Below are 23,003 nucleotides of genomic sequence, written 5' to 3'. Positions count from 1 at the left end.
GGTCATGAGTCCTCGACTGCTCGGAACCGCCGCCATGAGCGCCATCGGCCTTGCTCTGGTGGTCGCCTTCAGCAATCCTCCCGTTCCCGTGGCGTTGGGGACGGCCTTGAAGACGGCGGCCATGTTCGCCATGGTCCTGACGCTGTTCCTCGCCATGCGAGCGCCCGCGCAGGCAGGACACCGTGGCCCGGTGGTGCGCACGGTCCTCGCCGTGGTCGCAGCCATCGTCGTGGCCGCTGTTGGTGGCTGGTTGGCGAATTGGGCCGGGGCAGCGGTCGAATTCATCATGGCGATGTGCGTGGCCTGCATCGGAGGTGCGGTCGTCTATCTGGGCTGGGTCTGGTGGGACGACACCGCCCGGATCGGAGGCTGGGCGGTGTTCACCGCCGGTGGGGTGGGCATGATCCTCGCGCTCATGCCGCTGCGCTTCCTGGGAGTGACGCTGGCCGGCGTCGGCGGGGGAGCGGTACTCCTTGTGGTGGCGGGACTGTCCGCCCACCGGGCTCGCTGGTAAGGTCACCATCGTGCTGTTGACGCGGAACGCTGCGGAAGCCACGCGCTTCCTGCTCCTTTGACGCCGCAGCGAGTCCCCGAAGGGGTGGGATTCTCGCTGCGGAGTGTTGACGTGCCCGCCCGCACACCATTTCTTCCAGCAGGAGCACCGCCATGACCAGACCACAGCCGAAGCCGATCCAGCAGCCGTCGCCGATGCCGTTCCACCGGTACAAGGCGTTCGAACCGATCGATCTGCCCGATCGCACCTGGCCCACCAAGCGCGTTGAGAAGGCACCACGCTGGTTGTCCACCGATCTGCGCGATGGCAACCAAGCCCTGATCGACCCGATGACTCCCGGACGTAAACGCCGCATGTTCGATCTGCTGGTCGGTATGGGCTACAAGGAGATCGAGATCGGTTTCCCTTCGGCGTCGTCCAATGACTTCCAGTTCGTCCGCGACCTAATCGAGCAGGACGCAATTCCCGATGACGTCACCATCAGCGTCCTGACCCAGGCACGGGAAGACCTCATCGCCCGTACCGCCGAATCCTTGGTGGGCGCCAAGCGCGCCACCATCCACATGTACAACGCGACTGCGCCGTTGTTCCGTCGCGTCGTGTTCGACATGGACGAGAACGAATGTCGGGCGTTGGCCGTGCGTGGCACCGAGCTGGTGAAGAAGTACGCCGATGAGCTGTTGGAGGACGTCGAGTTCGGCTACCAGTACTCGCCGGAGATCTTCACCCAGACGCCCACCGAATTCGCCGTGGATGTGTGCAATGCCGTCATCGACACGTGGGATCCCACCGATGAGCGCGAGATCATCCTGAACCTCCCGGCCACTGTCGAGATGTCGACGCCGAACGTGTACGGCGACCAGATCGAGTACTTCGGGCGACACATCGACCGTCGTGAGAACGTCGTCATCTCGCTGCACCCCCACAACGACCGTGGCACTGCGGTGGCCGCCACCGAACTGGGCCTGATGGCCGGGGCCGATCGTGTGGAGGGCTGCCTGTTCGGTCATGGCGAACGCACCGGAAATGTCGACCTGGTGACGCTGGGCATGAACCTGTTCAGCCAAGGCATCGACCCCAAGATCGACTTCTCCGACATCGACGAGATCCGTCGCACGGTGGAGTACTGCACCAATCTGCCGGTGCACCCGCGTCATCCCTACGCTGGTGATCTGGTCTACACCGCGTTCTCCGGATCCCACCAGGATGCCATCAACAAGGGATTCGCAGCCCTGCAGGCCGAAGCCGATGCCAAGGGCGTCACGATCCACGAGATCGATTGGGAAGCCCCCTATCTGCCGATCGACCCGTACGATGTGGGCCGATCCTATGAGGCCGTGATCCGGGTCAATTCGCAGTCCGGCAAGGGCGGCATGGCCTACCTGATGAAGTCCGAGCACCATCTGGATCTGCCGCGTCGTCTGCAGATCGAATTCTCACGAATGGTGCAGATGCAGACCGATTCCGACGGCGGCGAGGTCACTCCGCAGGAGCTGTGGGACGTCTTCTCGGCCGAGTACCTGAACGTCACCGGGTCGCTGACGCTGAACGGCGCGAGTGTCGCCACCGAGGGCGACCACAATGTGTGTGATGCCGAACTGGTCATCGACGGTGTCGAGCACACCGTGCACGGTGAAGGCAATGGTCCGTTGTCGGCATTCGTCGACGCGCTGTCGACGCGCGGTCACGCGGTACGCGTCCTGGACTACGCCGAACACGCCATGTCGTCTGGTGGGGATGCGGCCGCTGCCGCCTATGTGGAGTGTGAGGTCGGTGAAGGCGATGACGCCCGGGTCGTGTGGGGCGTCGGTATGCACGCCAACATCGTGCGTGCCTCGCTGGAGGCCGTTGTGACGGCGGTCAACCGGACAGGACGCTGACGCGCCATGCCGACGTGGGGTTTTGCCGCTGCCATCGCAGCACTGTGCCTGCTCGGGTTCGTCATCCTTCGGGTGACGGGCCCGAGCGGGAAGCTGCCCGCCAATCCGCTGTTCGGGCTGCGGACGCCGCGGGTGTTCCGTTTCGATGAGACCTGGGTGGAGGGTCACCGTGCCGCGCGGCACGAACTGACCGCAGCCTGTCTGCTGGCACTACTCAGCCTCATTGGGGCCGTGTGGGGGATGCGCACCGGTGCTGGATGGGGTGAGTGGCTCTTCCTCGGAAGCCTGGTCGGTATGGCGCTGGTGTCGATCGCCGGCACCATCCATGCCGATCGGCGGGCCGCCGAGGTCATCGCGGCGATGCCGGACGTGGACTGAACCTGGTCCTGTTCGGCCCTGTTCCTGTTCGGCCCTGTCAGCGCGTCCGGCTCAGTCGGCCTCGGGGGCCGACGCGTCATCGGCGGGCGCATCATCATCGGCGGGCGCATCATCGGAAGACGGGGTCTTCTGTGACTGCTCCTCGGAGACTTTCTCCGCAGCGGTGTTGGCCCGGGCGACGCCGACGCCGAAGGCGATGAACGCCGTCGCACCCGCACACAGCGCGCATATCATCGTCAGGCCCTGCCATCCGAAGAGCCCGGTGACGACGCCACCGCCGGCGAAGACGAAGGCGAGGAGGCCGCCGAAACGGATCGCGGGCAGCGCTGCGCGATGTCCTGCTTGCCAAGTGGTGGCGTCGACCGATGTCTTCTCGGTCCGGATCCCCGCGTACCGGTTGGGCTTGGCGGATTCGCGACCCTGCCACGCCACCAGCAGCGGCGATACCAGCACCGCCACCGCCATGAGTCCGTTCACGATGACGAATTCCCAGATCTCCTGACCGTTCACGGAGCCAGCCTAGTCGCAGCATGCCGGGCCGCCGGTAAAGTCACTTCTTGGTGCCTTTTCACTTCTTGATGACCTTGTTGGGGACCGCTCCGCCATAACGCCGATCCCTGTCGGTGTAGAGCTCGATTGCCTGCCACAGATCCCGGCGGTCGAAGTCCGGCCACAGGGTGTCGAGGAAGACCATCTCGGCGTAGGCCGACTGCCACAGAAGGAAGTTCGACGTGCGTTGTTCGCCGGAGGAACGTACGAAGAGGTCCACGTCGGGGATCTCGGGCTCGTCCAGATAGGTGCGGAACGACTTCTCGCTGATCCGTTGCGGATCGATCTCTCCATCGGCGGCCCGCTGGGCGATGCGCCGGACGGCATCGACGATTTCGGCGCGACCCCCGTAGTTGACGCAGAACTGCAGGGTGAGCACATCGTTGTCGGCGCTTTGACGCTCGGCGTCCTCGAGCTCCTTGATCACCGAGGCCCACAGCTTGGGGCGGCGTCCGGCCCACCGGATGCGTACACCCATGGCGTCGAGCTGATCGCGTCGACGATGGATCACATCGCGGTTGAAGCCCATCAGCCACCGCACCTCGTCGGGGGAGCGCTTCCAGTTCTCGGTGGAGAAGGCATAGGCCGAGAGGTACTTGACGCCGATTTCGATGGCACCCTCGATCACGTCGAACAGGGCGTCCTCGCCGGCGGCATGGCCATCTGTGCGGGGAAGCCCGCGTTGCTTGGCCCATCGGCCGTTTCCATCCATCACCACGGCGACATGCTTGGGGATCTTCTTGGCCGGAATCTGCGGTGGCCGGGCACCACTGGGGTGTGGATCAGGACCACGCTTCGGGGGACGCTTGCTCACCGCTTCAGTTTAGGTGGTTGCTCTTCGGCTCCGGCGTGTGGCTCTTCGGCGCGGGCCGTGGTCGGTGGCCCCATGCGCGGGATTCTCCACGGGGATGCGTCCCGAACGCGTGTCACCTCGGTGTACTCCGCCTCTGCGCGTTCCCTCTCTGCGTGCGCCGCTTCTGCGTGTTCCATCTCTGCGTTGTGCCGGGTAGACGCGGCTTTGTGTCGAGGTGGGGGTGGGTGTTTTGGGGTTGGGTGTTCCATCTCTGCGTTGTGCCGGGTAGACGCGGCGTTACGTCGAGGTGGGGATGAGGATCGGATGGAAGCGGGGCAGGGACTCAGGGAAGCGGGGCAGGGACCCAGGGGAAAGGTGTGCCGGTCCCGGTTGTTTCGCTGTTCTCGGAGACAATGGGCCGGTGCCGACCTACCGTGACCAAGCCGTGGTGCTCCGCACCCACAAGCTGGGTGAAGCGGATCGCATCATCACGCTGCTGTGTCGCGATCACGGCAAGGTGCGAGCGGTGGCGCGTGGGGTCCGGCGCACCTCGTCGAAGTTCGGTGCGCGGTTGGAGCCCTACTCCCACATCGATGTGCAGTTCGCCACGGGACGATCATTGGACGTGGTGACGCAGGCGGTCTCGCTGCACCAGTACGCGCGTCCCCTCGTCGGAGACTTCGGGCGCTGGACCATGGGCCAGGTGATGGTCGAGACCGCGGATCGTCTCGTGGCCGAGGAGAAGGAGCCCGCTCTTGCGCAGTACCGACTTCTTCTGGGGGCACTGCGGACGCTTGGCCACGGCACCCCCGATGGGATGCGTCCCGGCTCCATGGTGCTCGATGCCTACCTGCTGCGGGCCATGGCGATCTCCGGTTATGCCCCCTCATTCACCGCGTGTGCGGTGTGCGGTGAGCCCGGACCGCATCGGGCATTCTCTCCGGCATCGGGTGGTTCGGTGTGCGTCTCCTGCCGGCCGCCGGGTGCCACCCGTCCGCGTCCTGAGACCTTGGCGTTGCTGGGGTCATTGCTGACCGGTGATTGGAAGGCCACCCGGGGTGTGCCCGATGTGGTTCTCCGCGAGGCAGATGAACTCACCTCGGCGTTCGTCACGTGGCACCTGGATCGCGGCTTGCGCTCGTTGATGCACGTCGACTGGAGTTGACCCCACTGGAGCGCCGAACCATGCCACGATTTAGCGTTGTGCCATGAAGAAGCTCATCAACAGTCCTGACCAAGCCGTGACCGAGCTGCTCGAAGGGCTCGCGCTCGTCCAACCCGGTCTGGCACTGCTTGAGGATCGCACGATCGCGGTCCGCGTCGATCGCGTCGTCACCGATGACAACCGCTCCAGCGTGCCGGTCGCGGTGATCTCGGGCGGTGGCGCCGGTCACGAACCGGCCCATGCCGGGTACGTCGCCGATGGCATGTTGACCGCGGCGATCTCCGGCGAGGTGTTCGCCTCGCCGAGCGTGGACGCGGTCCTTGACGGGATTCGTGCGGTGACCGGTGACGCCGGATGTCTGCTGATCGTCAAGTCCTACACCGGTGACCGTCTCAATTTCGGACTGGCCGCGCAGATGGCGCGGGCCGAGGGGCTCGATGTCGAGATGGTGGTCGTCGCCGATGACGTCGCACTTTCCGACGAAGACGACAATGCGGGCCGACGCGGGCTCGCCGGCACGGTGCTCGTGCACAAGACCGCTGGTGCCGTCGCCGCACGGGGTGGAACCCTTGCCGAGGTGACCGACGCCGCCCGGCGCGTGGCGGGAAGCGTCGGAACCATGGGCGTGGGGCTCACCCCATGCATCGTTCCCGCCAACGGAAAGCCGGGCTTCGAATTGGCCGAGGACGAGATGGAACTCGGTCTCGGGATCCACGGTGAGCCGGGAGTCTCACGAGAGCGGCTGCGTCCAGCCGATGATGTGGCTGCGGAGATGATCGACCGCATCGTCGGTGACCGGGAACTGTCCGCAGGGGATCGCGTCGTGCTGCTGGTCGGTGATTGTGGCGGTACATCGGTGATGGAGATCAACATCATGGCCCGCGCCGCCCATCGGCGGCTTTCGGATTCCGGCATCATCGTGGAGCGGGTGTGGCAGGGCCCGGTGATGACCAGTCTGGAGATGGCGGGGGCCTCGGTCAGCGTGTTGGGCGTTGACGATGAGTTGTTGGGCCTTCTCGACGCGCCGACTGCTTCGCTGGCGTGGCCGGGCAGCCCGGGCGCTGAAGCGCCACAGCTCCGACGCGTTCCGGTGCCGCCCACCGTTCAAGATCACCGTGCTGACGCGGGGACGCACGACGAAGCGATGGCGGGGGTGTTGCAGCGCGTTTGCGAGCGTCTGCTCGAGGTGGAGGACGAACTCACCGCACTCGACCGTGAGGTGGGCGACGGCGACTTGGGGCAGGCACTCTCCCGAGGCGCCCGTGCGTGGTTGGCTTCGCCCGTGGAAGGGGACGCCGCGACGCAGCTGCGGGGTCTGTCGGCCTGTGCCCGTCGTGACATCGGGGGCACATCCGGCCCGCTCTACGCGGCCGGGCTCTGGGCAGCAGCCGAAGCCTTGAGCGAAGGCGCCGATTGGCCGAATGCCTTCCACGCAGGGGCGGAAGCATTGATGGAACTCGGTGGTGCTCGGCCGGGGGACCGCACCATGGTCGACGCATTGCAGCCCGCAGCGGAGGCCTCCGCCTCCGGGCTCGACGCGGCCCTTTCGGCTGCCGAAACCGGGGCTCGGGAGACCGCCGACGTGGCGGCCCGCCGCGGCCGTTCCAGTTACCTCGGTGATCGCGCCAAGGGGCATCCTGATCCCGGTGCGGTCGCAGTCGTGCGGTGGTTGGAGGCGATCCGGGGCTGAGGTTTCAGCCGATCAGGCTGCGGGCCATCGCGGGGTCAGCCTCGGAGCATCGCTCATGACGCGTCGGTGGCGCAGGTGACACATCGTCCGAAGATCTCGATGACGTGGTCGACGTCAACGAAACCGTGGGCGATGGCGGTGTCATGTGCCCACTTCTCCACTTCGGGGCCCTCGACCTCGACGGCCTTGCCGCATTCACGGCACACCACGTGATGATGGTGGGTGTCGGTGCAGCGTCGGTAGGACGCTTCGGTGTCTGTGCGCAGCACGTCGACCTCGCCGGCGTCGGCCATGGCCTGCAGATTCCGGTAGACGGTGGCAAGACCGATCGAATGGCCGCGGGAGCGCAGGAGGTCATGAATCTGCTGCGCGGTCTGGAACTCATCGACCTCGCGCAACAGCTCGACCACAGCGGCACGCTGCTTCGTGCGTCGCTGCGGGGCTGAACGGGGGTTCTGGGTTGTGGAGACCATACGCTCCAGCATACGACTGAAGACTCGATCAGGCGTGGATCACAGTGCGGCGGGGTGCCGCCGGATACGGTGCGGGGAAAACTGGAGACCGAGATGCGGCGAGGGGATGATGGCTGCCGGACCTGCGTCGGGGTCGAACGAGAAGGGCGGTGGTGTCGGTGATGGTGATACTGAGGTTCCGTGGCGGAGCCGATTTCGGAGGCCGGTTGCAGCCGGCGGTGGACGTCCTGGCCGCCAAGCCCGGGTTCGAAGGTGCCGATGTGGTGCAGAACCTTGATGAGCCCGATCTGTGGGCGCTGGTGATGCGGTGGAAGGATGTCGGCTCCTATCGGCGCGCACTGGGGGGATATGAGTCCAAGGTCGTGGTGGTGCCGCTGCTGTCGGAGGCTGTCGATGAGGCGTCGGCCTATGACTTTCCTGAACGCGTGGGTGAGAACATCCCGCGCGCGGGTGGCTGAGTTCGCTAGTGTCGTGCCACACGGGTACCAGCCGGGTGCCCGTGCGCGTCACGTTCGGGAGGAATTCCATGGCCACCACCAGCAAACTCGACAAGGTCATCGCCCTGTGCAAGGAGCGAGGTTTCGTCTTCCCGTGTGGTGAGATCTACGGCGGTACCCGCTCGGCCTGGGACTACGGGCCGTTCGGCGCCGAACTCAAGGACAACATCAAGCGTCAGTGGTGGCGCACCATGGTCCAGCGTCGTGACGACGTGGTGGGCCTTGACTCCTCGGTGATCCTGCCCACTGCGGTGTGGGAGGCGTCAGGCCACGTGCAGGCCTTCACCGACCCGCTTGTCGAATCGCTCCACACCCACAAGCGATACCGTGCCGACCATCTCATCGAGGAGTACGAGGCGGAGCACGGCCACGCCCCCGAGAACGGCCTGGCCGACATCCCCGACCCCGAGACCGGCAAGCCCGGCAAGTGGACCGAGCCGCGGGCTTTCTCCGGTCTGCTCAAGACCTACCTGGGGGTCATCGACAACGAAGAGGGCCTGCACTATCTGCGCCCGGAGACTGCCCAGGGCATCTTCATCAACTTCGCCAACGTCATGCAGACCGCGCGCAAGAAGCCTCCGTTCGGCATCGGCCAGATCGGCAAGTCGTTCCGCAACGAGATCACCCCAGGTAACTTCATCTTCCGCACCCGCGAGTTCGAGCAGATGGAGCTGGAGTTCTTCGTCAAGCCTGGCGAGGACGAGGAGTGGCACGAGTACTGGCTCGAACAGCGCACCAACTGGTACGTCGAGCTCGGCGTCGACCGCGACAATCTGCGTCACTACGAGCATCCGCAGGAGAAGCTGTCGCACTACTCGAAGCGCACCGTCGACATCGAGTACCGCTTCGGTTTCACCGGCTCGGAGTGGGGTGAGCTCGAGGGCGTCGCCAACCGCACCGACTACGACCTGTCGACGCATGGCAAGGCCTCCGGCAAGGAGAAGCAGCTCCAGTACTACGACCAGCAGGCCAACGAGCGCTGGACGCCGTACGTGATCGAGCCGTCGGCAGGGTTGACGCGTTCGCTGATGGCCTTCATGGTCGACGCCTACGCCGAGGAGGAGGCTCCGAACGCGAAGGGCGGTACTGACACTCGTACCGTGCTGAAGCTCGATCGTCGCCTCGCGCCGGTCAAGGCTGCGGTGCTGCCACTGTCACGCAACGCCGATCTCTCGCCCAAGGCCCGCGATCTGGCGGCGACGCTGCGCGAACACTGGAATGTCGACTTCGATGACGCGCAGGCCATCGGTCGCCGTTACCGTCGTCAGGATGAGATCGGTACGCCGTTCTGCATCACCGTCGACTTCGACACCCTCGAAGATGACGCGGTGACCATCCGTGATCGCGACACCATGGAGCAGGAGCGTGTCGCGCTCGACCAGGTGCCCGGCTACCTGGGTCAGCGACTGCTCGGCTGCTGAACCGGAGCCAACGGAACGTCCAATTCCTTCGCGGCCCGCATCCACTCTTGGGTGGTGCGGGCCGCGAAGGCGTCTTCCACCGGTGAACGGTCGGCCGGTTCGACGTCGAGACCGAGCATCGTCAGCGTCCGGGGGATGAAGTGAGGTTCCAGAGCCGCGAGCGCGACCCAGCCGTCGGCGGTGGCGTAGAGGTCGTAGCGCCAGGTGGCGCCGCCCAGCAGGCTCCCCGGTCCGGTGAGACCGGAGCGGACGCTGGCGTTGACGCCGCGCACCGCGTCTCCGAGGCCGACGCGGAGCGGGCCGGTGAGCCCGCCCAGAAGACCACCGAGAGTCGCGGTGATGGCCTGCTCGGCACCCAGCAGATCGGCCAACGGGACCTGCGGCAGCTGGGGTGGTTCCACCAGTCCCGCGAGTGCCTCGTAGGTGAGGTCGTGCCCGGCGTCGTCGGGTTCTGTGGTGTCTCCGACGATCTCCACATGCAGCAGGTGGGGGTGACGCTCGTCGAGATCGCCGAGACCGACACGGTCCAGAGCACTCGGCCGGATCGAGGTGATGAGGACGCGTGCGTCCGCGAGAAACTCATGCAGGCTGGCGCGACCTTCGTCGGACTTCAGATCCAACCGCACCACCTGTTGCCCCTGACGTAGCTCGTCGTACCAGATGGGCGCCATGGACGCGAGGGGATCGCCCGTGGGCGGCTCGACCTTGATGACCTCGGCACCGAGCGCTGCGAGCCGATGCGCGGTGACCGGACCGGGAAGGTTGATGGCGGTGGAAACCACGCGTGTTCCATTGAGCACCGTGGCGAGGGCATGACTGACATCGACGGTTGACCGGGGCATCGTTGCTCCTGACACTGCATAGCTATTCGAAGTATGTGTCCCTCAAGCTTTCAGCAATCGAGTGATGGAGCAACAGGTGCATGCCTCGCACGATGGTGACTCTCACACATCATCCAACGCATCCACGATGCGTGTGGCGATGGTCTCGTCGGCTTCTTCGTGCTGTTCCACGCGTCCATGGGGGTCGACGAGGATGACGGCGTGACCGTCCGCACGAAGGCGACGAAGTCCTTCCAAGATCATGATCGCGCCCACCCGTGGAATGGCCGGGACCAACGAGAAGTCGACGACCACGTCATCGCGTCCGGGCGGGATCGCTTGGAAATGACGGAGAGCCATCTCGGCCGTGGCGAACGTCAAGCGGCCCTGAAGATCGATCAGTCGATACCCGTCTGAGGTGTGGGAGCGTTGTCCCACCGCCTCGATCGATGGGGCCGGGGTGTTCATGATGTGCAGCCCCAACTGGTGGCTCAGCCGTTCGTAGATCTTCACGCCGCGTACGGAGTTGCCGAACCTGTCCAAGCGAGGGGAGAAGGCACCGATGCCCACCTGACCCGGAAGCGCACCCAGGACACCACCGGAGACCCCGCTCTTGGCAGGGATACCGACGCGGGAGAGCCAGTCACCGGCGCTGTCGTACATGCCGCAGGTTGTCATCACCGACAGCACCTGACGTGCGACCCACTGGGGTATGACACGTTTCTTGGTCAGGGGATTGACGCCGCCGGTGGCCAGCGTCATCCCCATGACCGCGACATCGCGTGCATCGACGTTGATCGCACAGGCGCGGGTGTATCCGTGCATCGCATCCTGCGGCTCACCCACGAGCAGGTCGTTGCCCTTCATCAACGCGGCCAGAGCCAGGTTGCGCCATCCGGTTGAAAGTTCCGACTGGTAGACGTCCTCCGCGACGGACAGCTCACGACCGGCGAACTGTGAGAGCCCGTCCAGAACATGCTCGAGTCGGTCTCCGGCAGTCATGTCATCGTCACCGGCAAGGGCATACGTGGTGATCGCGCCGATGTTGATCATGGGGTTCTTGGCCCGTCCACGTGAGTCCAGCGAGATCTCGTTGAAGGCATTGCCCGAGGGCTCCACATCGACCGACTGCAGCACTCTGTCCAGCCCTCGGTCCCGAAGCGCCAGTGCATACGTGAAAGGCTTGGAGATCGATTGCATCGTGAATTCGTGCTCGGCATCGCCTGAGGTGTACACCCGGCCGTCCGGCGTGCACAGGGCCAGCGCGAGCTTCTCGGGGTCCGCGTCAGCAAGCTCGGGGATGTACTGGGCGACCTGACCGTCCCTGTTGTCCTGGCAGGAATCCACGAGCTGATCGAGAAGATCGAACACGGGGGTACGCATGGGGCCTCCTGTGGGGTGTGGCAGGTCCACGCTAACGGTCGACGCCGGACTCAGCATCTACACTCGGCGGGTGACTTCCCTCGAGCCAGACACCAACGTGGACCGCGCACCATCTGCAGGCCCTGGGGCGGCTGCTGCGCCGCTGGTGCTGCGTGCGCCATCGGGCGGAGAGGTGCGCGTCGACATTCCCGTGGTGCTCGCCCCGATGGCCGGCATCACCAATCCCGCCTACCGGCAGCTCTGCCGCGAACAGGGCGCCGGGCTGTACGTCTGCGAGATGATCACCAGCCGCGGCATCATCGAGAACGACGCCAAGACGCTCTCGATGCTCCAGTTCGACCCCGGCGAGACGGTGCGCTCGGTGCAGCTCTACGGCGTCGACCCCGAAGTGATGGGGCAGGGCGCGAAGATCCTGTGCGAGGACTTCGAAGTGGCCCATATCGATCTCAACTTCGGCTGCCCGGTACCGAAGGTGACGCGCAAGGGCGGCGGTGGCGTCCTGCCCTACAAACGGGATCGGCTCCGCGCGATCTGTTCGGCCGTGGTCGAGGCAGCCGATGCGTACGGCGTCCCGGTCACCATCAAGACCCGCAAGGGCATCGACGCCGACCACCTGACCTACATCGACGCCGGACACATCGCCCAGGAGACCGGGGTGGCGGCGATCGCGCTGCATGGGCGCACCGTCTCGCAGGCCTATTCCGGGCAGGCCGACTGGGATTCGATCGCCCACCTGGTGCGTGAGGTGGACATCCCGGTGCTCGGCAACGGTGACATCTGGGAGGCCACCACGGCACTCGACATGGTGGAGCGGACCGGCTGTGACGGCGTCGTCGTGGGCCGCGGCTGCCTCGGACGTCCTTGGCTGTTCCGTGACCTGGCCGAAGCGTTCGCCGGCGGCCGTGTCCAGCACCTGCCGACCCTCGGGGAGGTCGCCGCCATGGTGCGACGCCACGCCGAACTCCTCGCCGATCTGATGGGGGAGGAACGCGGTCTCACCGACCTCCGCAAGCATATGTCCTGGTACTTCAAGGGTTTCCCCGTCGGTGGTGAGATCCGACGCGGGCTCGGCCTCGTCTCGTCCTTCGCCGACCTCGACGCCCAACTTGCCCGACTCGACGCGGACGCCCCCTACCCGAGGCAGGAGCTGGGCTCACCGCGCGGACGCCAGGGAAGCCCCCGCGAGCGCGTCGTGATGCCCGAGGGCTGGCTCGCCGACACCTGCGGGATGGATCTGGATCTCGCCGCCGCCGAGAGCGACGTCTCCGGGGGCTGAATCCGATGGCTCCTGAGCCTCTCTGCGGTAACGTGCCCGCACGAATCCTCACCACGGAGCTTGCGCGGTTTCGGCATCCTCATGGGTGGTTGCTGAGCGACGCGTCACGGCGTCACCGACGTCGTTGCCGTGAGCGTTCCACCAGGAGCGCCAGCTGCACCCGGTTGGTCGCCCCGGTCTTCTCGAACAACCGGTTCACGTACGTCTTCACCGTCGCCAATGAGAGGAACAGTTCCTCGGCGATCTGCGCGTTCGTCGACCCCTCGGCGATGGCTCGGGCCACCTCGGTCTCGCGATCGCTGAAGTGTTCGGTCGGGTCCGGTCCCGGTGGCGTGGCCGCACGTGACGCCAGCGCGACCACCCGCTGGAGCACGGCGGGGCTGAACCTGATGTCTCCGGCTGCAGCACCCAGGACAGCGTCCACCAGTTCTTCTGGTGGTGAACTCTTGAGCAGGAAGCCATGAGCGCCTGCCTGGAGGGCTTGGGCGACGAAGGCCTCGGTGTCGAATGCGGTCAGCATCAGCACCGCCGGACCGTTCTCGCGAAGACCCATGCGCCGCACGGCCTCGATGCCGTCCATACCGGGCATGCGGATGTCGAGGAGCACCACATCAGGACGCAGGGACTCGACCGACTGCACCGCGCCGAGCCCGTCTGCGGCTTCTCCCACCACCGTGATGCCCTCGGTGCCGTCGAGGATCAGACGCAGGCCCGCCCGCACCAGAGGCTCGTCGTCGACCAACAGGAGCTTCACCATGGCGCCCATGCTCGCAGACGGAAACGGTCTGCCGTGGCTGTCGCGTCCAGCCACCCATGGGCGGTCTCGAGCCTTTCCCGCAGCCCCACCAGCCCGTAACCGCCCGGCAGGGATGTGTGCGGTTGCGCCGGCAGCGGGTTGGTCACCGAGACGAGCACGCCATCGTCGACACCGGTGACGGTGACGTCGATGGGGGATTCGGGGGCATGTTTGACGGCATTGGCCAGCCCCTCGGCGACGGCTCGTGCGAGCGCCACCGAGGCCATGGGCGTCAGATCGTCCAGCGGCAACCCCTCATCGATCCGGATGCTCACACGGCTGCCCCGGGCACGGGCATCCTCGACCAGGCGGTGCAGCTGATCCATACCGTGTGGCTGCTCCCGGTCGTCGTCGGTGCGCAGGACCATCAGCACCTGACGCAGCTCCTCGGCCGCCTCGAGGGCCGTGGACTGGATCGTCGCAGCGGTGTCACGCAGTTGGATGGGGGTGAGGTCCTCGCGGAACGAGAGCGCTCCGGCGTGCAGTGAGATCAGGGACAACCGGTGGGACAACCCATCATGCATGTCCCGGGCCACCGCCGAACGTTCCTCGGCGCGGATCCGGGCCACGGCCTGATCCCGTTCCCGTTCGGCGGCCTCCGCGCGTTCACGGTAGGCCTCCATGAGGCGGCGTCGATTCCCCACGGCTCGGCCGACGACGAGGGGAACGCCGAGCATCACCACCATGCCCAGGGTGGCTTCCAGGAGCGTCAAGGGGTAGCGGCTGGAGAAGAGCATTTCCACCACGACGCTCGAGACGATGGTGACCGAAGCAGCCGCGATCAGCCAGCGCCACTCCAGCCAGGACGCCACGACCACCAGCACCAGCAGAGCCGCGGGAGCGGACCAACTGGAGAACCCCGACGCAGCCAGCAGCCCGAGGGCCAGGGTGCCGTTGGCCCGGGACGGACGGCGTCTGGAGAGCACGCGGGGGAGCAGCAGACAGGCGATCAGCCCGAGAAGGGCATCGAGGAGCAACCTGGTGGCCACGACGCCGCGCTCGCTGGTCGGGACGAGATCAAGATTCGGGTACTCCAGCGACCACACCGTGCCGAAACAGATCATGCCGGCGAACCAGCAGCAGGCGGCCACCATCCATAGACGCCATCGTGACGCCACCCAGTGGAGCAGGCGTGCCCCTCGGCCTCGGGTGCTGGATTCATTCACGACCTCCACAGTAGAAGCACCATGCGGCCTCCGGTGTCAGCCGAAGGATGGACATACCCGATCAACCATGGATGATCAGGAACGGCTTGTCGGGTGACAGCACCGCGGCTCGCGTCGCCGCATGATGTGAACCATGACGAACGAGACACCGACCGATCCCCGTCGAACGGCCATGGCCTTCGAACGCGACAACGACGAAGGAGGAAGTTCCAAACTCGATACGCTCTACGCCTCCTCAGCGGAACCGAAGCCGGGTTCCGACGAGGCTCCGATGCGGTTCCACCGGCTGAGTGGTGTTCGACGCCAGTGGTGGCGGCCCCTGCTGATGCTGGGATTGGCCGCCGGGGCCTGGATCGGCCTGCTCACCGTTGCCCTGGTGACACTCACGGTGATCGGCAGCATCAGCTCGACCGTGGGGCGTCACATGGACCGATTCGCCTCGGACACGGTGTCGATGGGAGATCCCTTTTCAGCGGTGCTGATGTTGGGGATGTTGGCGTTGGCGGTTCCGGCCTGCAGGTGGGCGGTGGCACGAGCCGGACGCCGCGGAGGACTCGACTCGGTGGTGGGGAAGATCCGGTGGCGACTGCTGGTGGAGGCGCTGGTGCCGTCCTTTGTCGCGGTCGGCTTCTACATCGGCGTGGGGGCCTTTATGGACTCACCTGCAGGCGATGGAAACAGCGCGCGGTGGTGGGCGATCCTCGTGGTTCTTGCGGTGATTCCGCTGCAGGCGGCTGGCGAGGAGTACGTCTTTCGCGGGCTGTTGCCCCAGGCGCTGGGACACTGGCTCAAACATCCCCTCTGGGGCGTGGTGATCTCGGTGCCGCTGTTCACCATCGGCCATGAGTACGACGGCCCCGGCCTGTTGAGCATCGCCTGCTTCGCCGGAGCCGCGGCGTGGATGGTGTGGCGCACCGGCGGATTGGAAGTGGCCATCGCCTGGCATGCGGTCAACAACATGGTGGTCTCCGCCCTGGGCCTGCTGGGCATCGCGGACCCTGACCAGACGGTGATCCCCTGGTCAGCGGCATTGCTTGACATCCTCTCGATGGTGTTCATGGTCGTCATCGTGGAGACGATGTGGCGTCACCGTTGGAGTCGGCGGTTCACCGCGGTACGTGGGTGAGGGTTCTCCTGCCGTGACGCGTGCGCGGCGCACGAAACTGTCGGACCCCCTCGTTAGGGTGGTTCGCGTCAAGGGGCGAGTATGCGACCAGCACAGGAGGAGGCGTCATGGCCGAGTTGTTGCCGCGCACCGTGAAATGGGCCGACACCATGGCGGGACACACCGCCGAGGCGTCCATCGTGCGGGCACACCGGGATTCGGACGCGTCGATCGAGGCGCGCCCGCAGTATGGACGCCTCGCTCGTGAGGAGCACGAGGCGGCGACGCTGCGTCCGGGGGCGACACTGGCGCACGGTGCGGGGAACCGTGCCCGGGAGGAGGAGCCCGATGACCTGCGAACGTGTTTCGAGCGCGACCGGGACCGCATCGTGCATTCCACCTCGTTCCGCAGACTTGCCGGGAAGACACAGGTACTGGTCCACCCCAGCGACCACCAGCGGACACGGCTGACGCACGCGCTCGAGGTCGCGCAGGTCGCCACGTCCATCGCGCGCGGTGTCGGGGCCAATGTCGCGTTGGCCGATGCCATCGCCCTCGGGCATGACTGCGGCCACGGCCCCGGCGGCCACGCGAGTGAGGACGCCTTCGACCAGTTCCTCGACGAGGGATACGACCACGGCCCCTGGGGAGCGAATGTGTCGCTGGAATCGCTCAACCTGTGCGCTGAGACCCTCGACGGCATCCGGAACCACTCGTGGTCACGCCCGGCACCCGCCACGATCGAGGGAGAGATCGTCTCGTGGTCCGACCGCATCGCCTACTGCGCCCACGACCTCGAGGACGCCATCCACGCCGGCATCGTGTCCGCCGAGGAACTGCCTGAAGAGGTCGTCGCCATCTGTGGTGCGACGCGAAGGGAGCAGCTCGGGACCTTCGTGCGCGCCGTGATCAGGTGCGTCGCCGAACATGGCGAGATCGGCATGGACCCCGAGACCGCCGGGGCACTCGCGGCCCTGCGTCGATTCAACTATGAGCGCATCTACACCCGTCCCGCGGCAGTGAAACAGGCCCGGTCGGTGGTCGACGTACTCACGTCGTTGGTGGAGCACTACACGGGTCAGCCCCACCGGCTGCCGCAGCGCCCCGACGTCGAGCCCGGAAGCGCGGACGCCACTCGTGCGGTCGTGACCTGGATCAGCGGGATGACCGACCGATACGCCTTCGAGACCGCGGTGCGCGAGCTCGGATGGCACCGTGATCGTCTGCCCAAGGCGATCGACTACTACAGCGAACCGGGGGAGTGATTCACTCGCCGATGAGCTTGCTGTCGGCCTGGGTGTTCTCTGGGCCGACGTACTCCAACGAGTCCTCACGCAGCCACAGGGAGGTACGGCCCCCGTCCAGCAGCCAGCGGTCCTGGACCATGTCGTCCTTGTCGCGTCGTGGGCGACCCTCGACCCCGACGATCTCGGTGATCACGGGGATGAGTTCGGCGCGTCGAGCGGCAACCTCGGGGTCGTCCCAGTCGGTGTCAGGGCTCCACGCCGTGTGCCGGGCACGTAGCGAATAGAGGAACCGACCCGCCGAGATGACGCTGACGGTCATGTCCTCGGGAGTCATCCAGCGGCGTCGGGCCACGTGTGTCCACCCGAACTCTCGCTCGTACAACGCGGTGTTGGTCTCCGGCGTCGCATCCCAGTCGGTCGCCCGCCCGGCCGCGCAGAACGCGCTGAGGGCTTCGCGCGAGAAGGATGTCAGGATGGTTGCCACGATCGGTCTCCTCGGTCACTGGAAGGGCGTGATGGTGACGTCCCTGCTGGGGTGGGCTCGGACCTCAGAGTAGTGCACATTGATCTTCCCACTGGCGAGTCCTTCCGCGATGTCCGGGTTGCGCTGGAGGAAGTCGCGCAGGTCTGGATCGCGTTGCATCACATCGCTCAGGTACTCGGGGCTGCCCTGTTGGGCTCGCCCATGCGGTGTGTCCCGCGCACCCAGGGGTGAATCGCCACCCTTGGCCTCGTAGATGTTGAGGCTCGTCGGGTTGCCCTGGGCGTCGCGTGAGATCGACATCTCGTCGAACCGGCCTGATCCGCGGCCACTGCTGGGAATCGGCTCCTCACCGCGGCGTCGCATGACGTCCTGGGTCGCCTGATGCCCCATGTCCTCGCTGTGGTTGCGGAGGCGCTGCGAGGCGGCTCCCTCGGTCTCGGCAGCACCCCTGAGGTCCTGATACTGGTCGTCGGTGAGGCCGCGGCTGCGTGCCTCCTCGGGGGTCATCTTGCGCGCGTCGCTGGGTGAGATGTCCGAGACTCCGAGCTCCCGGCTGATCTCGTCGTACTCCTGGCGCGCTGAAGTGTTGGCGCCCTGTAGATCCTCCCGTTTGGACACGTTCGAGTTCCACGTGTCATCGGACACCGTGTGCTTCTCGGGGGATCCGCGTTGGGCCCGATGGTCGATGGGCTTGTCCGATGAAGGCCGCGGGTTGGGGTCCTTGGTGAAGGGGCCCTTGTCGTCGTGCAGCCGGCCGTTGCGGTCGCGGTAGGTTCCCGGCGGGTCGTTGCGATGCGTCGTGCGACCATCGGGGCGGCGCGTGAGTCCGTCGTCCCACTGCTGTTGTTGTGGCGTTCGGCCCGAGGGAGCGTCGGGGCGGTGACGCGAGGGCGTCGCGCCGGGTGCATCCACCGAGTTGGGTCGGGTACGTGGCCTGGGGCCGGGAGCATCCAGTTTGCGCACCGTTCGGAAGTAGTCCCCACAGTGCTTCACGATGAAGCCGCCGAGGCGACTGGGGATCTTGGGCATCTCCTGTCCTCACGTACGGGAACCTCGCATGGATGAACGCACTGTAGGCAGCGAAAGGGCCGAGGCCCAGGCGTTCGACTTCGGAAATCTCCTCAGGGCCGGAGCCGGGTGCGGAGATCCTCGGGGAGGTCCTTGCCTCGGCCCACGAGCCACAGGGCGACGTTCACGGTGAGGAACTGCGTGGCCATGATGCCGAACAGCACCAGCAGCTGCGCTGCGCCGGCCTGGATGGCGCTACCGCCGCCGAGCAGCACGCCCACGAAGGCACCCGGCAGCGTCACCAGCCCCACGGTCTTGGTGGTGTCGATGTTCGGGATCAACGCTTCGGTCCGATGCGGCTCCAGCACCAGCGCGACCGCCTGTCTGCGCGGTAGGCCGATGGCCAGCGCAGCCTCGTAGGTGTCGATGTCGTCGCGCAGTGCAGCGAAGCAGCGGCGTCCCATGAGGGTGTGGCCGTTCATGGTGTTGCCGATGATGATGCCGGCGATCGGAATGATCGCAGCACCGGTGAAGGGGGAGGCCCCGGACAGGAAGATAATGGCCAGTACCGGGAGTACGCCGGCGGCCATGGCGAGTGCGGCCCACGGCCACGTCTCCGGTGCTTTCACGCGGGTGGTGGTCGTGCGCACCGCGACGGCGAACATCACCAAGGCGAAACCGATCGCCAACCACACGTTCTGTACTGCGCCGGCGATGATCAGAGACACCAATGCCAACTGGACCGTGGCCCGAAACGCAGCAATGAGCACATCCCGAGTCAGTTTGAGTCGGAATCCGATCGACACGGCCACCACAAGTCCAGTGAGCACGACGAGGGCCACGCCGAGGCCCCATCCGAAGTTCACTGTCACGCCATGACCTTATCCGGCTGTCCACCCTCCATGCTTTCCGGCCCGTGGCTCACACGACCTCGACTGGAGCGAGCAACCTGTATGGAGCAGCGGAGATCAGGCCTGGGAAGCGCCGACGTAGCCGACTGAGTTCAGCGCGGACAGTGACCTGGCTGATCGGTGCTTCGCCCCACACGGCGGAGGCCAGCTCCACGCCCGTGATCGGAGACGAGGAATCGAGCAAGGCGTGCACGATGTCGGCATGGCGTGCTGAGAGCGTGTACGCGCTGATTGTTCCGTCGAGGTGTACATCGAGCCGACGCTCGGACGGGGAGAAAGAGAAATGACGGGTGGACCGAGCGCCGTGGGTGATGAGGACGACATCGTCTGCCCGTTGAAGTCGACACGTCCCGAGACGAGGGACGAGGACCACTTCGGAGGAGGAATCGTCCGGTAACGACACCCGATCGACACCGAGGTCGATATTCGACCCCGCCACCCAGCCGTTGCGGTCACACAGCACCCACATCCCGGTGATCCCTTGGATGAGTGGCATGGCCCGTGAGCGCAGCCTCTCGAGGTTCTCCACGTGGCTCGCTCTCAGCGTCAGCTCCACCTGCGCGGCCAATGACCGCACCAGTGCGAGGATCGCGGCATGGGCTTCTCGGACGGGACCGGACACATCGAGCATTGCGATCGGGGTACCAGTGGCGGGATCTCGAACCGGGCTCGCGGCACAGGACCACCCATGTTGATCGAGGCACCAGTGCTCGGGGCCATGCACCTGAACCGGTCTGCCCAAGCGGGCTGCAATGCCGATCGCGTTGGTCCCCACCGAGCTCTCCAACCAGCGCGCGCCGTGGACGAACCCGATGCGGTCGGCTCGGGCGAGTGCTGAGGAGTCACCGCAACGATCCAGTACTCGAGCATCTCGCGTGGTGAGGACCCCCACGAGGCCTGAACCATCGATGGATCCTGCCAGAACGGTATGGAAAAGTTTCTCCAGCTGGGAGGCCCCTGCTCGGTGGGCCTCCTTGAGCGCGTCATGTTCGGCCTCGACGGTGCGCTCGTCCACATCGGGATCACGGTGGTCAACGGGCAGGCCCATGCGCTGCACTCGGTTCCATGAGTGTTGAATGATCGGGCGTGGTCGGGCAGGCAGGCGTCGACCATTGCGGCGTGCCGAGTGCAACGTGGCGAGCAGATCGGCGTATGCCTGAGGGTCCTCATCGAACAGCAGAGCCGGTTCTCCTGGAGACGGATGCGGCATTGCAACCTCCCGCGTGGCTTTCCGGGGTTGTCATTCTACGCCACCTACAGGCGTCGTGCATGGGGCTGGAAAAGAGCGTTGCACCTCGTTGCAAGCGTCGGAAAGCCTGTTGCAGCAGGATTTCAGGCTCCTCGGACCCAGATGGGATGAGTGGGTGCTGCACGACTCGTTATCGTCCCCTGAACCTGCGACTCCCTCAGCGGGGTCGGAACGTTCATCACGATGAAGTGAGGTCTGAGACATGGAGTTGTCCACTGAACAGCTGCTCAGTGCCTTCCGCAAGATGTCAGAGATCCGGGCATTCGAGGACAGGCTGCACGAAGAGAACACCGGGGGTGACATACCCGGCTTCATTCACCTGTATGCGGGGGAGGAAGCCATCGCCGTGGGAGTGTGTGAGCACTTGACGGCTGCAGATTCCATCGCGTCGACGCATCGGGGCCACGGTCACTGCATCGCCAAGGGCTGTGACATCACCGGGATGATGCTCGAGATATTCGGACGCAAGGAAGGGCTCTGCCACGGCAAGGGCGGGTCCATGCATATCGCCGATCTTGCGCAGGGCATGTTGGGGGCCAATGGCATCGTCGGCGGTGGACCTCCGCTCACGGTGGGTGCCGCGCTCACTGCGAAATACAAAGGGGAGGGCAATGTCGCGGTCTCCTTCACCGGCGATGGGGGCTCGAACCAGGGGCTGACCTTCGAAGCCATGAACATGGCGGTGGTGCTGCAGCTCCCGGTCCTCTTCGTGTTCGAGAACAACGGGATGGGCGAAGCGACAGGATCGGAATTCGCCGTGGGCGCCAACAGCATCGCCGAACGTGCAGGGGGTTTTGGCCTCCCCGCAGTGTCGGTCGACGGGTCGGACTTCTTCGCGGTGCACGAGGCTGCTGGTGAAGCGATCGAGCGAGCCCGTTCCGGCGGTGGGCCATCGGTCATCGAAGCCACGTGCAATCGTTTCTACGGCCATTTCGAAGGAGACCAGACGCTGTATCGCACTCCCGAACAACTCGAGGAGATGAAGGCTCGGACCGATCCTTTGACGAAGTTCCGCGAGCGTGTCGATGGACGTGTCGATGGAGCCGAACTCGATGCGATCGTCGAAGCCAGTAGACAACTGGTTGATGAAGCCGTCGCCACTGCGCGCGCTGCTGCCCTTCCTGACCCCTCCGACGTGGACACCGATGTCTACGTCTCCTACTGACAGGAGAACTCAGCCATGACAACGATGAGCTTTCGTGAAGGCATCCGAGCGGCTCTGGCCGATGCGATGCGCTCCGATTCCGATGTCGTCCTCATCGGAGAAGACCTCCGCGGCGGTAAGGGGGGAACGAACCCGGACACCTCCGTGGAGGCCTTCGGCGGCGTCTTCGGCGTGACACAGGGGTTGTGGACCGAGTTCGGTGATGACCGGGTCATCGACACACCGATCACCGAATCGGCGATCGTCGGCATGGCCGCAGGCGCCGCTGTCACCGGTCTGCGGCCGGTGGCTGAACTGATGTTCATGGACTTCTTCGGCGTCGCCTACGACATGATCTACAACCAGGCCGCGAAGTTCCGCTACATGTTCGGCGGCAAGGCCCGGACACCGTTGGTGGTGCGCGGGATCATCGGCGCGGGCGTCGGTGCGGCAGCTCAGCATTCGAACTCGCCGTACAACATCTTCACCTCCACCGCCGGTGTCAAGGTGGTCGTCCCTTCCAATGCCTATGACGCGAGGGGGCTGCTGCTCGAGGCCATCCGGGATGATGACCCCGTTCTGTTCTGTGAGCACAAGGCTCTGTACGACCTGAAGGTCGATGTTCCCGAATCGTCCTACACGCTGCCGTTGGGTGTCGCCGCCTATCCGCGTGAGGGAACCGACGTGACGGTGGTGGCGTTGGCCAAGGCCGCAGTCGATGCGATCAAGGTCGCCGATGAGCTGAAGGAGGAAGGCATCAGCGTGGAGGTGGTCGACCCTCGGACCACATCGCCGCTGGACGAGGACGGGATCCTTGAATCGGTTGCATCCACCGGTCGACTCGTGGTGGTCGATGAGTCTGCGGCACGCTGTGGATTTGCCCATGATGTGGCTGCGTTGGCCGCATCACAGGCCTTCGATTCACTGAAGGCTCCCATCCAACTGGTGGTGCCACCGCATTCCCCGGTCCCGTTCTCCACACCGTTGGAACAGGCTTGGCTTCCGGGCCCGGAGAAGATCGCAGCAGCCATCCGAGCAGTCGTGGAGGCCTGA

General features: G+C 65.6%; 23 protein-coding genes. 12 read left to right on the top strand and 11 right to left on the bottom strand.

Annotated elements, in window-relative coordinates; genetic code table 11:
• Positions 1-4 precede the first annotated feature (4 nt).
• The 3 genes from FB460_RS02665 (at position 5) to FB460_RS02655 (ending at position 2,772) form a co-directional block, all read left to right on the top strand.
• Positions 5-514, top strand: coding sequence for a hypothetical protein (locus FB460_RS02665; RefSeq protein ID WP_142092558.1), 510 nt, complete (start codon positions 5-7; stop codon positions 512-514).
• Between the two features lie 152 nt (positions 515-666).
• A complete protein-coding gene (gene leuA, locus FB460_RS02660) occupies positions 667-2,394 on the top strand; it encodes a 2-isopropylmalate synthase (protein ID WP_142092557.1) in 1,728 nt (575 codons plus the stop codon).
• A gap of 6 nt (positions 2,395-2,400) precedes the next feature.
• On the top strand, positions 2,401-2,772 hold the full coding sequence (locus FB460_RS02655; protein WP_142092556.1) for an SdpI family protein: 372 nt from the start codon (positions 2,401-2,403) through the stop codon (positions 2,770-2,772).
• Between the two features lie 51 nt (positions 2,773-2,823).
• Here the strand turns inward: FB460_RS02655 and FB460_RS02650 are convergent, their stop codons facing one another.
• Entirely contained in the window at positions 2,824-3,282 is a 459-nt protein-coding gene (locus FB460_RS02650) for an SdpI family protein (RefSeq protein ID WP_142092555.1), read from the bottom strand.
• Between the two features lie 58 nt (positions 3,283-3,340).
• The gene (locus FB460_RS02645; protein WP_142092554.1) at positions 3,341-4,135 is read right to left on the bottom strand and encodes an isoprenyl transferase; all 795 of its coding nucleotides are present in this window, start codon (positions 4,133-4,135) and stop codon (positions 3,341-3,343) included.
• A gap of 400 nt (positions 4,136-4,535) precedes the next feature.
• On the opposite strand from FB460_RS02645, the gene recO reads away from it, so the two are divergent.
• Together recO and FB460_RS02635 are read left to right on the top strand one after the other, a co-directional pair.
• Positions 4,536-5,279: a DNA repair protein RecO gene (recO, locus tag FB460_RS02640; RefSeq protein WP_142092553.1), complete on the top strand. Its 744-nt coding sequence runs from the start codon at positions 4,536-4,538 to the stop codon at positions 5,277-5,279.
• Positions 5,280-5,322: 43 nt separating this feature from the next.
• Complete coding sequence (locus FB460_RS02635; RefSeq protein ID WP_142092552.1) at positions 5,323-6,969, top strand: dihydroxyacetone kinase family protein; 1,647 nt, start codon at positions 5,323-5,325, stop codon at positions 6,967-6,969.
• A 53-nt stretch (positions 6,970-7,022) separates the two neighbouring features.
• Here the strand turns inward: FB460_RS02635 and FB460_RS02630 are convergent, their stop codons facing one another.
• Positions 7,023-7,442: a Fur family transcriptional regulator gene (locus FB460_RS02630; protein WP_142092551.1), complete on the bottom strand. Its 420-nt coding sequence runs from the start codon at positions 7,440-7,442 to the stop codon at positions 7,023-7,025.
• Positions 7,443-7,603: 161 nt separating this feature from the next.
• Between FB460_RS02630 and FB460_RS02625 the strand changes: the two genes are divergently transcribed.
• Together FB460_RS02625 and FB460_RS02620 are read left to right on the top strand one after the other, a co-directional pair.
• Positions 7,604-7,900, top strand: a complete 297-nt coding sequence (locus FB460_RS02625) for an antibiotic biosynthesis monooxygenase family protein (RefSeq protein ID WP_142092550.1) — start codon at positions 7,604-7,606, stop codon at positions 7,898-7,900.
• Between the two features lie 68 nt (positions 7,901-7,968).
• Positions 7,969-9,360 carry a glycine--tRNA ligase gene (locus FB460_RS02620; protein WP_142092549.1) on the top strand — a complete coding sequence of 464 codons (1,392 nt, stop codon included), beginning with the start codon at positions 7,969-7,971 and terminating at the stop codon, positions 9,358-9,360.
• Here FB460_RS02620 and FB460_RS02615 read toward each other — a convergent pair.
• Entirely contained in the window at positions 9,339-10,202 is an 864-nt protein-coding gene (locus FB460_RS02615; protein ID WP_142092548.1) for a CoA transferase, read from the bottom strand. The genes FB460_RS02620 and FB460_RS02615 overlap by 22 nt on opposite strands.
• Before the next feature lie 102 nt (positions 10,203-10,304).
• Positions 10,305-11,564 carry a glutaminase A gene (gene glsA, locus FB460_RS02610; RefSeq protein WP_142092547.1) on the bottom strand — a complete coding sequence of 420 codons (1,260 nt, stop codon included), beginning with the start codon at positions 11,562-11,564 and terminating at the stop codon, positions 10,305-10,307.
• Positions 11,565-11,706: 142 nt separating this feature from the next.
• Here glsA and dusB point away from each other — a divergent pair, with 142 nt between their 5' ends.
• Positions 11,707-12,840, top strand: a complete 1,134-nt coding sequence (gene dusB, locus FB460_RS02605; RefSeq protein ID WP_281281829.1) for a tRNA dihydrouridine synthase DusB — start codon at positions 11,707-11,709, stop codon at positions 12,838-12,840.
• A 112-nt stretch (positions 12,841-12,952) separates the two neighbouring features.
• Here dusB and FB460_RS02600 read toward each other — a convergent pair whose 3' ends face one another.
• Together FB460_RS02600 and FB460_RS02595 are read right to left on the bottom strand one after the other, a co-directional pair.
• Positions 12,953-13,597 (bottom strand): response regulator transcription factor, encoded by a 645-nt coding sequence (locus tag FB460_RS02600; RefSeq protein ID WP_142092545.1) that lies wholly within the window; start codon positions 13,595-13,597, stop codon positions 12,953-12,955.
• On the bottom strand, positions 13,591-14,802 hold the full coding sequence (locus FB460_RS02595; RefSeq protein WP_142092544.1) for a sensor histidine kinase: 1,212 nt from the start codon (positions 14,800-14,802) through the stop codon (positions 13,591-13,593). The genes FB460_RS02600 and FB460_RS02595 overlap by 7 nt, the downstream gene beginning before the upstream one ends.
• A 133-nt stretch (positions 14,803-14,935) precedes the next feature.
• Between FB460_RS02595 and FB460_RS02590 the strand changes: the two genes are divergently transcribed.
• The gene (locus tag FB460_RS02590; RefSeq protein WP_142092543.1) at positions 14,936-15,928 is read left to right on the top strand and encodes a CPBP family intramembrane glutamic endopeptidase; all 993 of its coding nucleotides are present in this window, start codon (positions 14,936-14,938) and stop codon (positions 15,926-15,928) included.
• A gap of 107 nt (positions 15,929-16,035) precedes the next feature.
• A complete protein-coding gene (locus tag FB460_RS02585; protein ID WP_142092542.1) occupies positions 16,036-17,172 on the top strand; it encodes an HD domain-containing protein in 1,137 nt (378 codons plus the stop codon).
• 1 nt (position 17,173) lies between these two features.
• On the opposite strand, the gene FB460_RS02580 is transcribed toward FB460_RS02585, so the two are convergent.
• From FB460_RS02580 to FB460_RS02565, 4 genes are all read right to left on the bottom strand, one after another.
• Positions 17,174-17,638 (bottom strand): hypothetical protein, encoded by a 465-nt coding sequence (locus FB460_RS02580; protein ID WP_142092541.1) that lies wholly within the window; start codon positions 17,636-17,638, stop codon positions 17,174-17,176.
• Between the two features lie 15 nt (positions 17,639-17,653).
• Positions 17,654-18,667 carry a hypothetical protein gene (locus tag FB460_RS02575; RefSeq protein WP_142092540.1) on the bottom strand — a complete coding sequence of 338 codons (1,014 nt, stop codon included), beginning with the start codon at positions 18,665-18,667 and terminating at the stop codon, positions 17,654-17,656.
• 92 nt (positions 18,668-18,759) lie between these two features.
• A complete protein-coding gene (locus tag FB460_RS02570) occupies positions 18,760-19,518 on the bottom strand; it encodes an ABC transporter permease (protein WP_142092539.1) in 759 nt (252 codons plus the stop codon).
• 49 nt (positions 19,519-19,567) lie between these two features.
• The gene (locus FB460_RS02565; RefSeq protein WP_142092538.1) at positions 19,568-20,767 is read right to left on the bottom strand and encodes a GAF domain-containing protein; all 1,200 of its coding nucleotides are present in this window, start codon (positions 20,765-20,767) and stop codon (positions 19,568-19,570) included.
• A 241-nt stretch (positions 20,768-21,008) separates the two neighbouring features.
• On the opposite strand from FB460_RS02565, the gene FB460_RS02560 reads away from it, so the two are divergent.
• Positions 21,009-21,971 carry a thiamine pyrophosphate-dependent dehydrogenase E1 component subunit alpha gene (locus FB460_RS02560; protein ID WP_142092537.1) on the top strand — a complete coding sequence of 321 codons (963 nt, stop codon included), beginning with the start codon at positions 21,009-21,011 and terminating at the stop codon, positions 21,969-21,971.
• Positions 21,972-21,986: 15 nt separating this feature from the next.
• A complete protein-coding gene (locus FB460_RS02555; RefSeq protein ID WP_142092536.1) occupies positions 21,987-23,003 on the top strand; it encodes an alpha-ketoacid dehydrogenase subunit beta in 1,017 nt (338 codons plus the stop codon).

The sequence above is a fragment of the Propioniferax innocua genome (genome assembly GCF_006716235.1).
In the GTDB taxonomy this organism is placed as follows: domain Bacteria; phylum Actinomycetota; class Actinomycetes; order Propionibacteriales; family Propionibacteriaceae; genus Propioniferax; species Propioniferax innocua.
The sequence above is the reverse complement of the archived record's forward strand: the minus strand, read 5'-3'. Positions and strand labels throughout refer to the sequence as shown.

Bases quoted from the DNA above. Each gene is read 5' to 3' on its own strand.
- FB460_RS02555 (WP_142092536.1), top strand. From the start codon at position 21,987: ATGACAACGATGAGCTTTCGTGAAGGCATCCGAGCGGCTCTGGCCGAT.
- FB460_RS02630 (WP_142092551.1), bottom strand. From the start codon at position 7,442: ATGGTCTCCACAACCCAGAACCCCCGTTCAGCCCCGCAGCGACGCACG.
- FB460_RS02625 (WP_142092550.1), top strand. From the start codon at position 7,604: ATGGTGATACTGAGGTTCCGTGGCGGAGCCGATTTCGGAGGCCGGTTG.
- FB460_RS02620 (WP_142092549.1), top strand. From the start codon at position 7,969: ATGGCCACCACCAGCAAACTCGACAAGGTCATCGCCCTGTGCAAGGAG.
- FB460_RS02560 (WP_142092537.1), top strand. From the start codon at position 21,009: ATGGAGTTGTCCACTGAACAGCTGCTCAGTGCCTTCCGCAAGATGTCA.
- FB460_RS02585 (WP_142092542.1), top strand. From the start codon at position 16,036: ATGGCCGAGTTGTTGCCGCGCACCGTGAAATGGGCCGACACCATGGCG.
- FB460_RS02590 (WP_142092543.1), top strand. From the start codon at position 14,936: ATGACGAACGAGACACCGACCGATCCCCGTCGAACGGCCATGGCCTTC.
- FB460_RS02615 (WP_142092548.1), bottom strand. From the start codon at position 10,202: ATGCCCCGGTCAACCGTCGATGTCAGTCATGCCCTCGCCACGGTGCTC.
- FB460_RS02635 (WP_142092552.1), top strand. From the start codon at position 5,323: ATGAAGAAGCTCATCAACAGTCCTGACCAAGCCGTGACCGAGCTGCTC.
- glsA (WP_142092547.1), bottom strand. From the start codon at position 11,564: ATGCGTACCCCCGTGTTCGATCTTCTCGATCAGCTCGTGGATTCCTGC.
- FB460_RS02565 (WP_142092538.1), bottom strand. From the start codon at position 20,767: ATGCCGCATCCGTCTCCAGGAGAACCGGCTCTGCTGTTCGATGAGGAC.
- FB460_RS02655 (WP_142092556.1), top strand. From the start codon at position 2,401: ATGCCGACGTGGGGTTTTGCCGCTGCCATCGCAGCACTGTGCCTGCTC.
- FB460_RS02665 (WP_142092558.1), top strand. From the start codon at position 5: ATGAGTCCTCGACTGCTCGGAACCGCCGCCATGAGCGCCATCGGCCTT.
- leuA (WP_142092557.1), top strand. From the start codon at position 667: ATGACCAGACCACAGCCGAAGCCGATCCAGCAGCCGTCGCCGATGCCG.
- FB460_RS02600 (WP_142092545.1), bottom strand. From the start codon at position 13,597: ATGGTGAAGCTCCTGTTGGTCGACGACGAGCCTCTGGTGCGGGCGGGC.
- FB460_RS02575 (WP_142092540.1), bottom strand. From the start codon at position 18,667: ATGCCCAAGATCCCCAGTCGCCTCGGCGGCTTCATCGTGAAGCACTGT.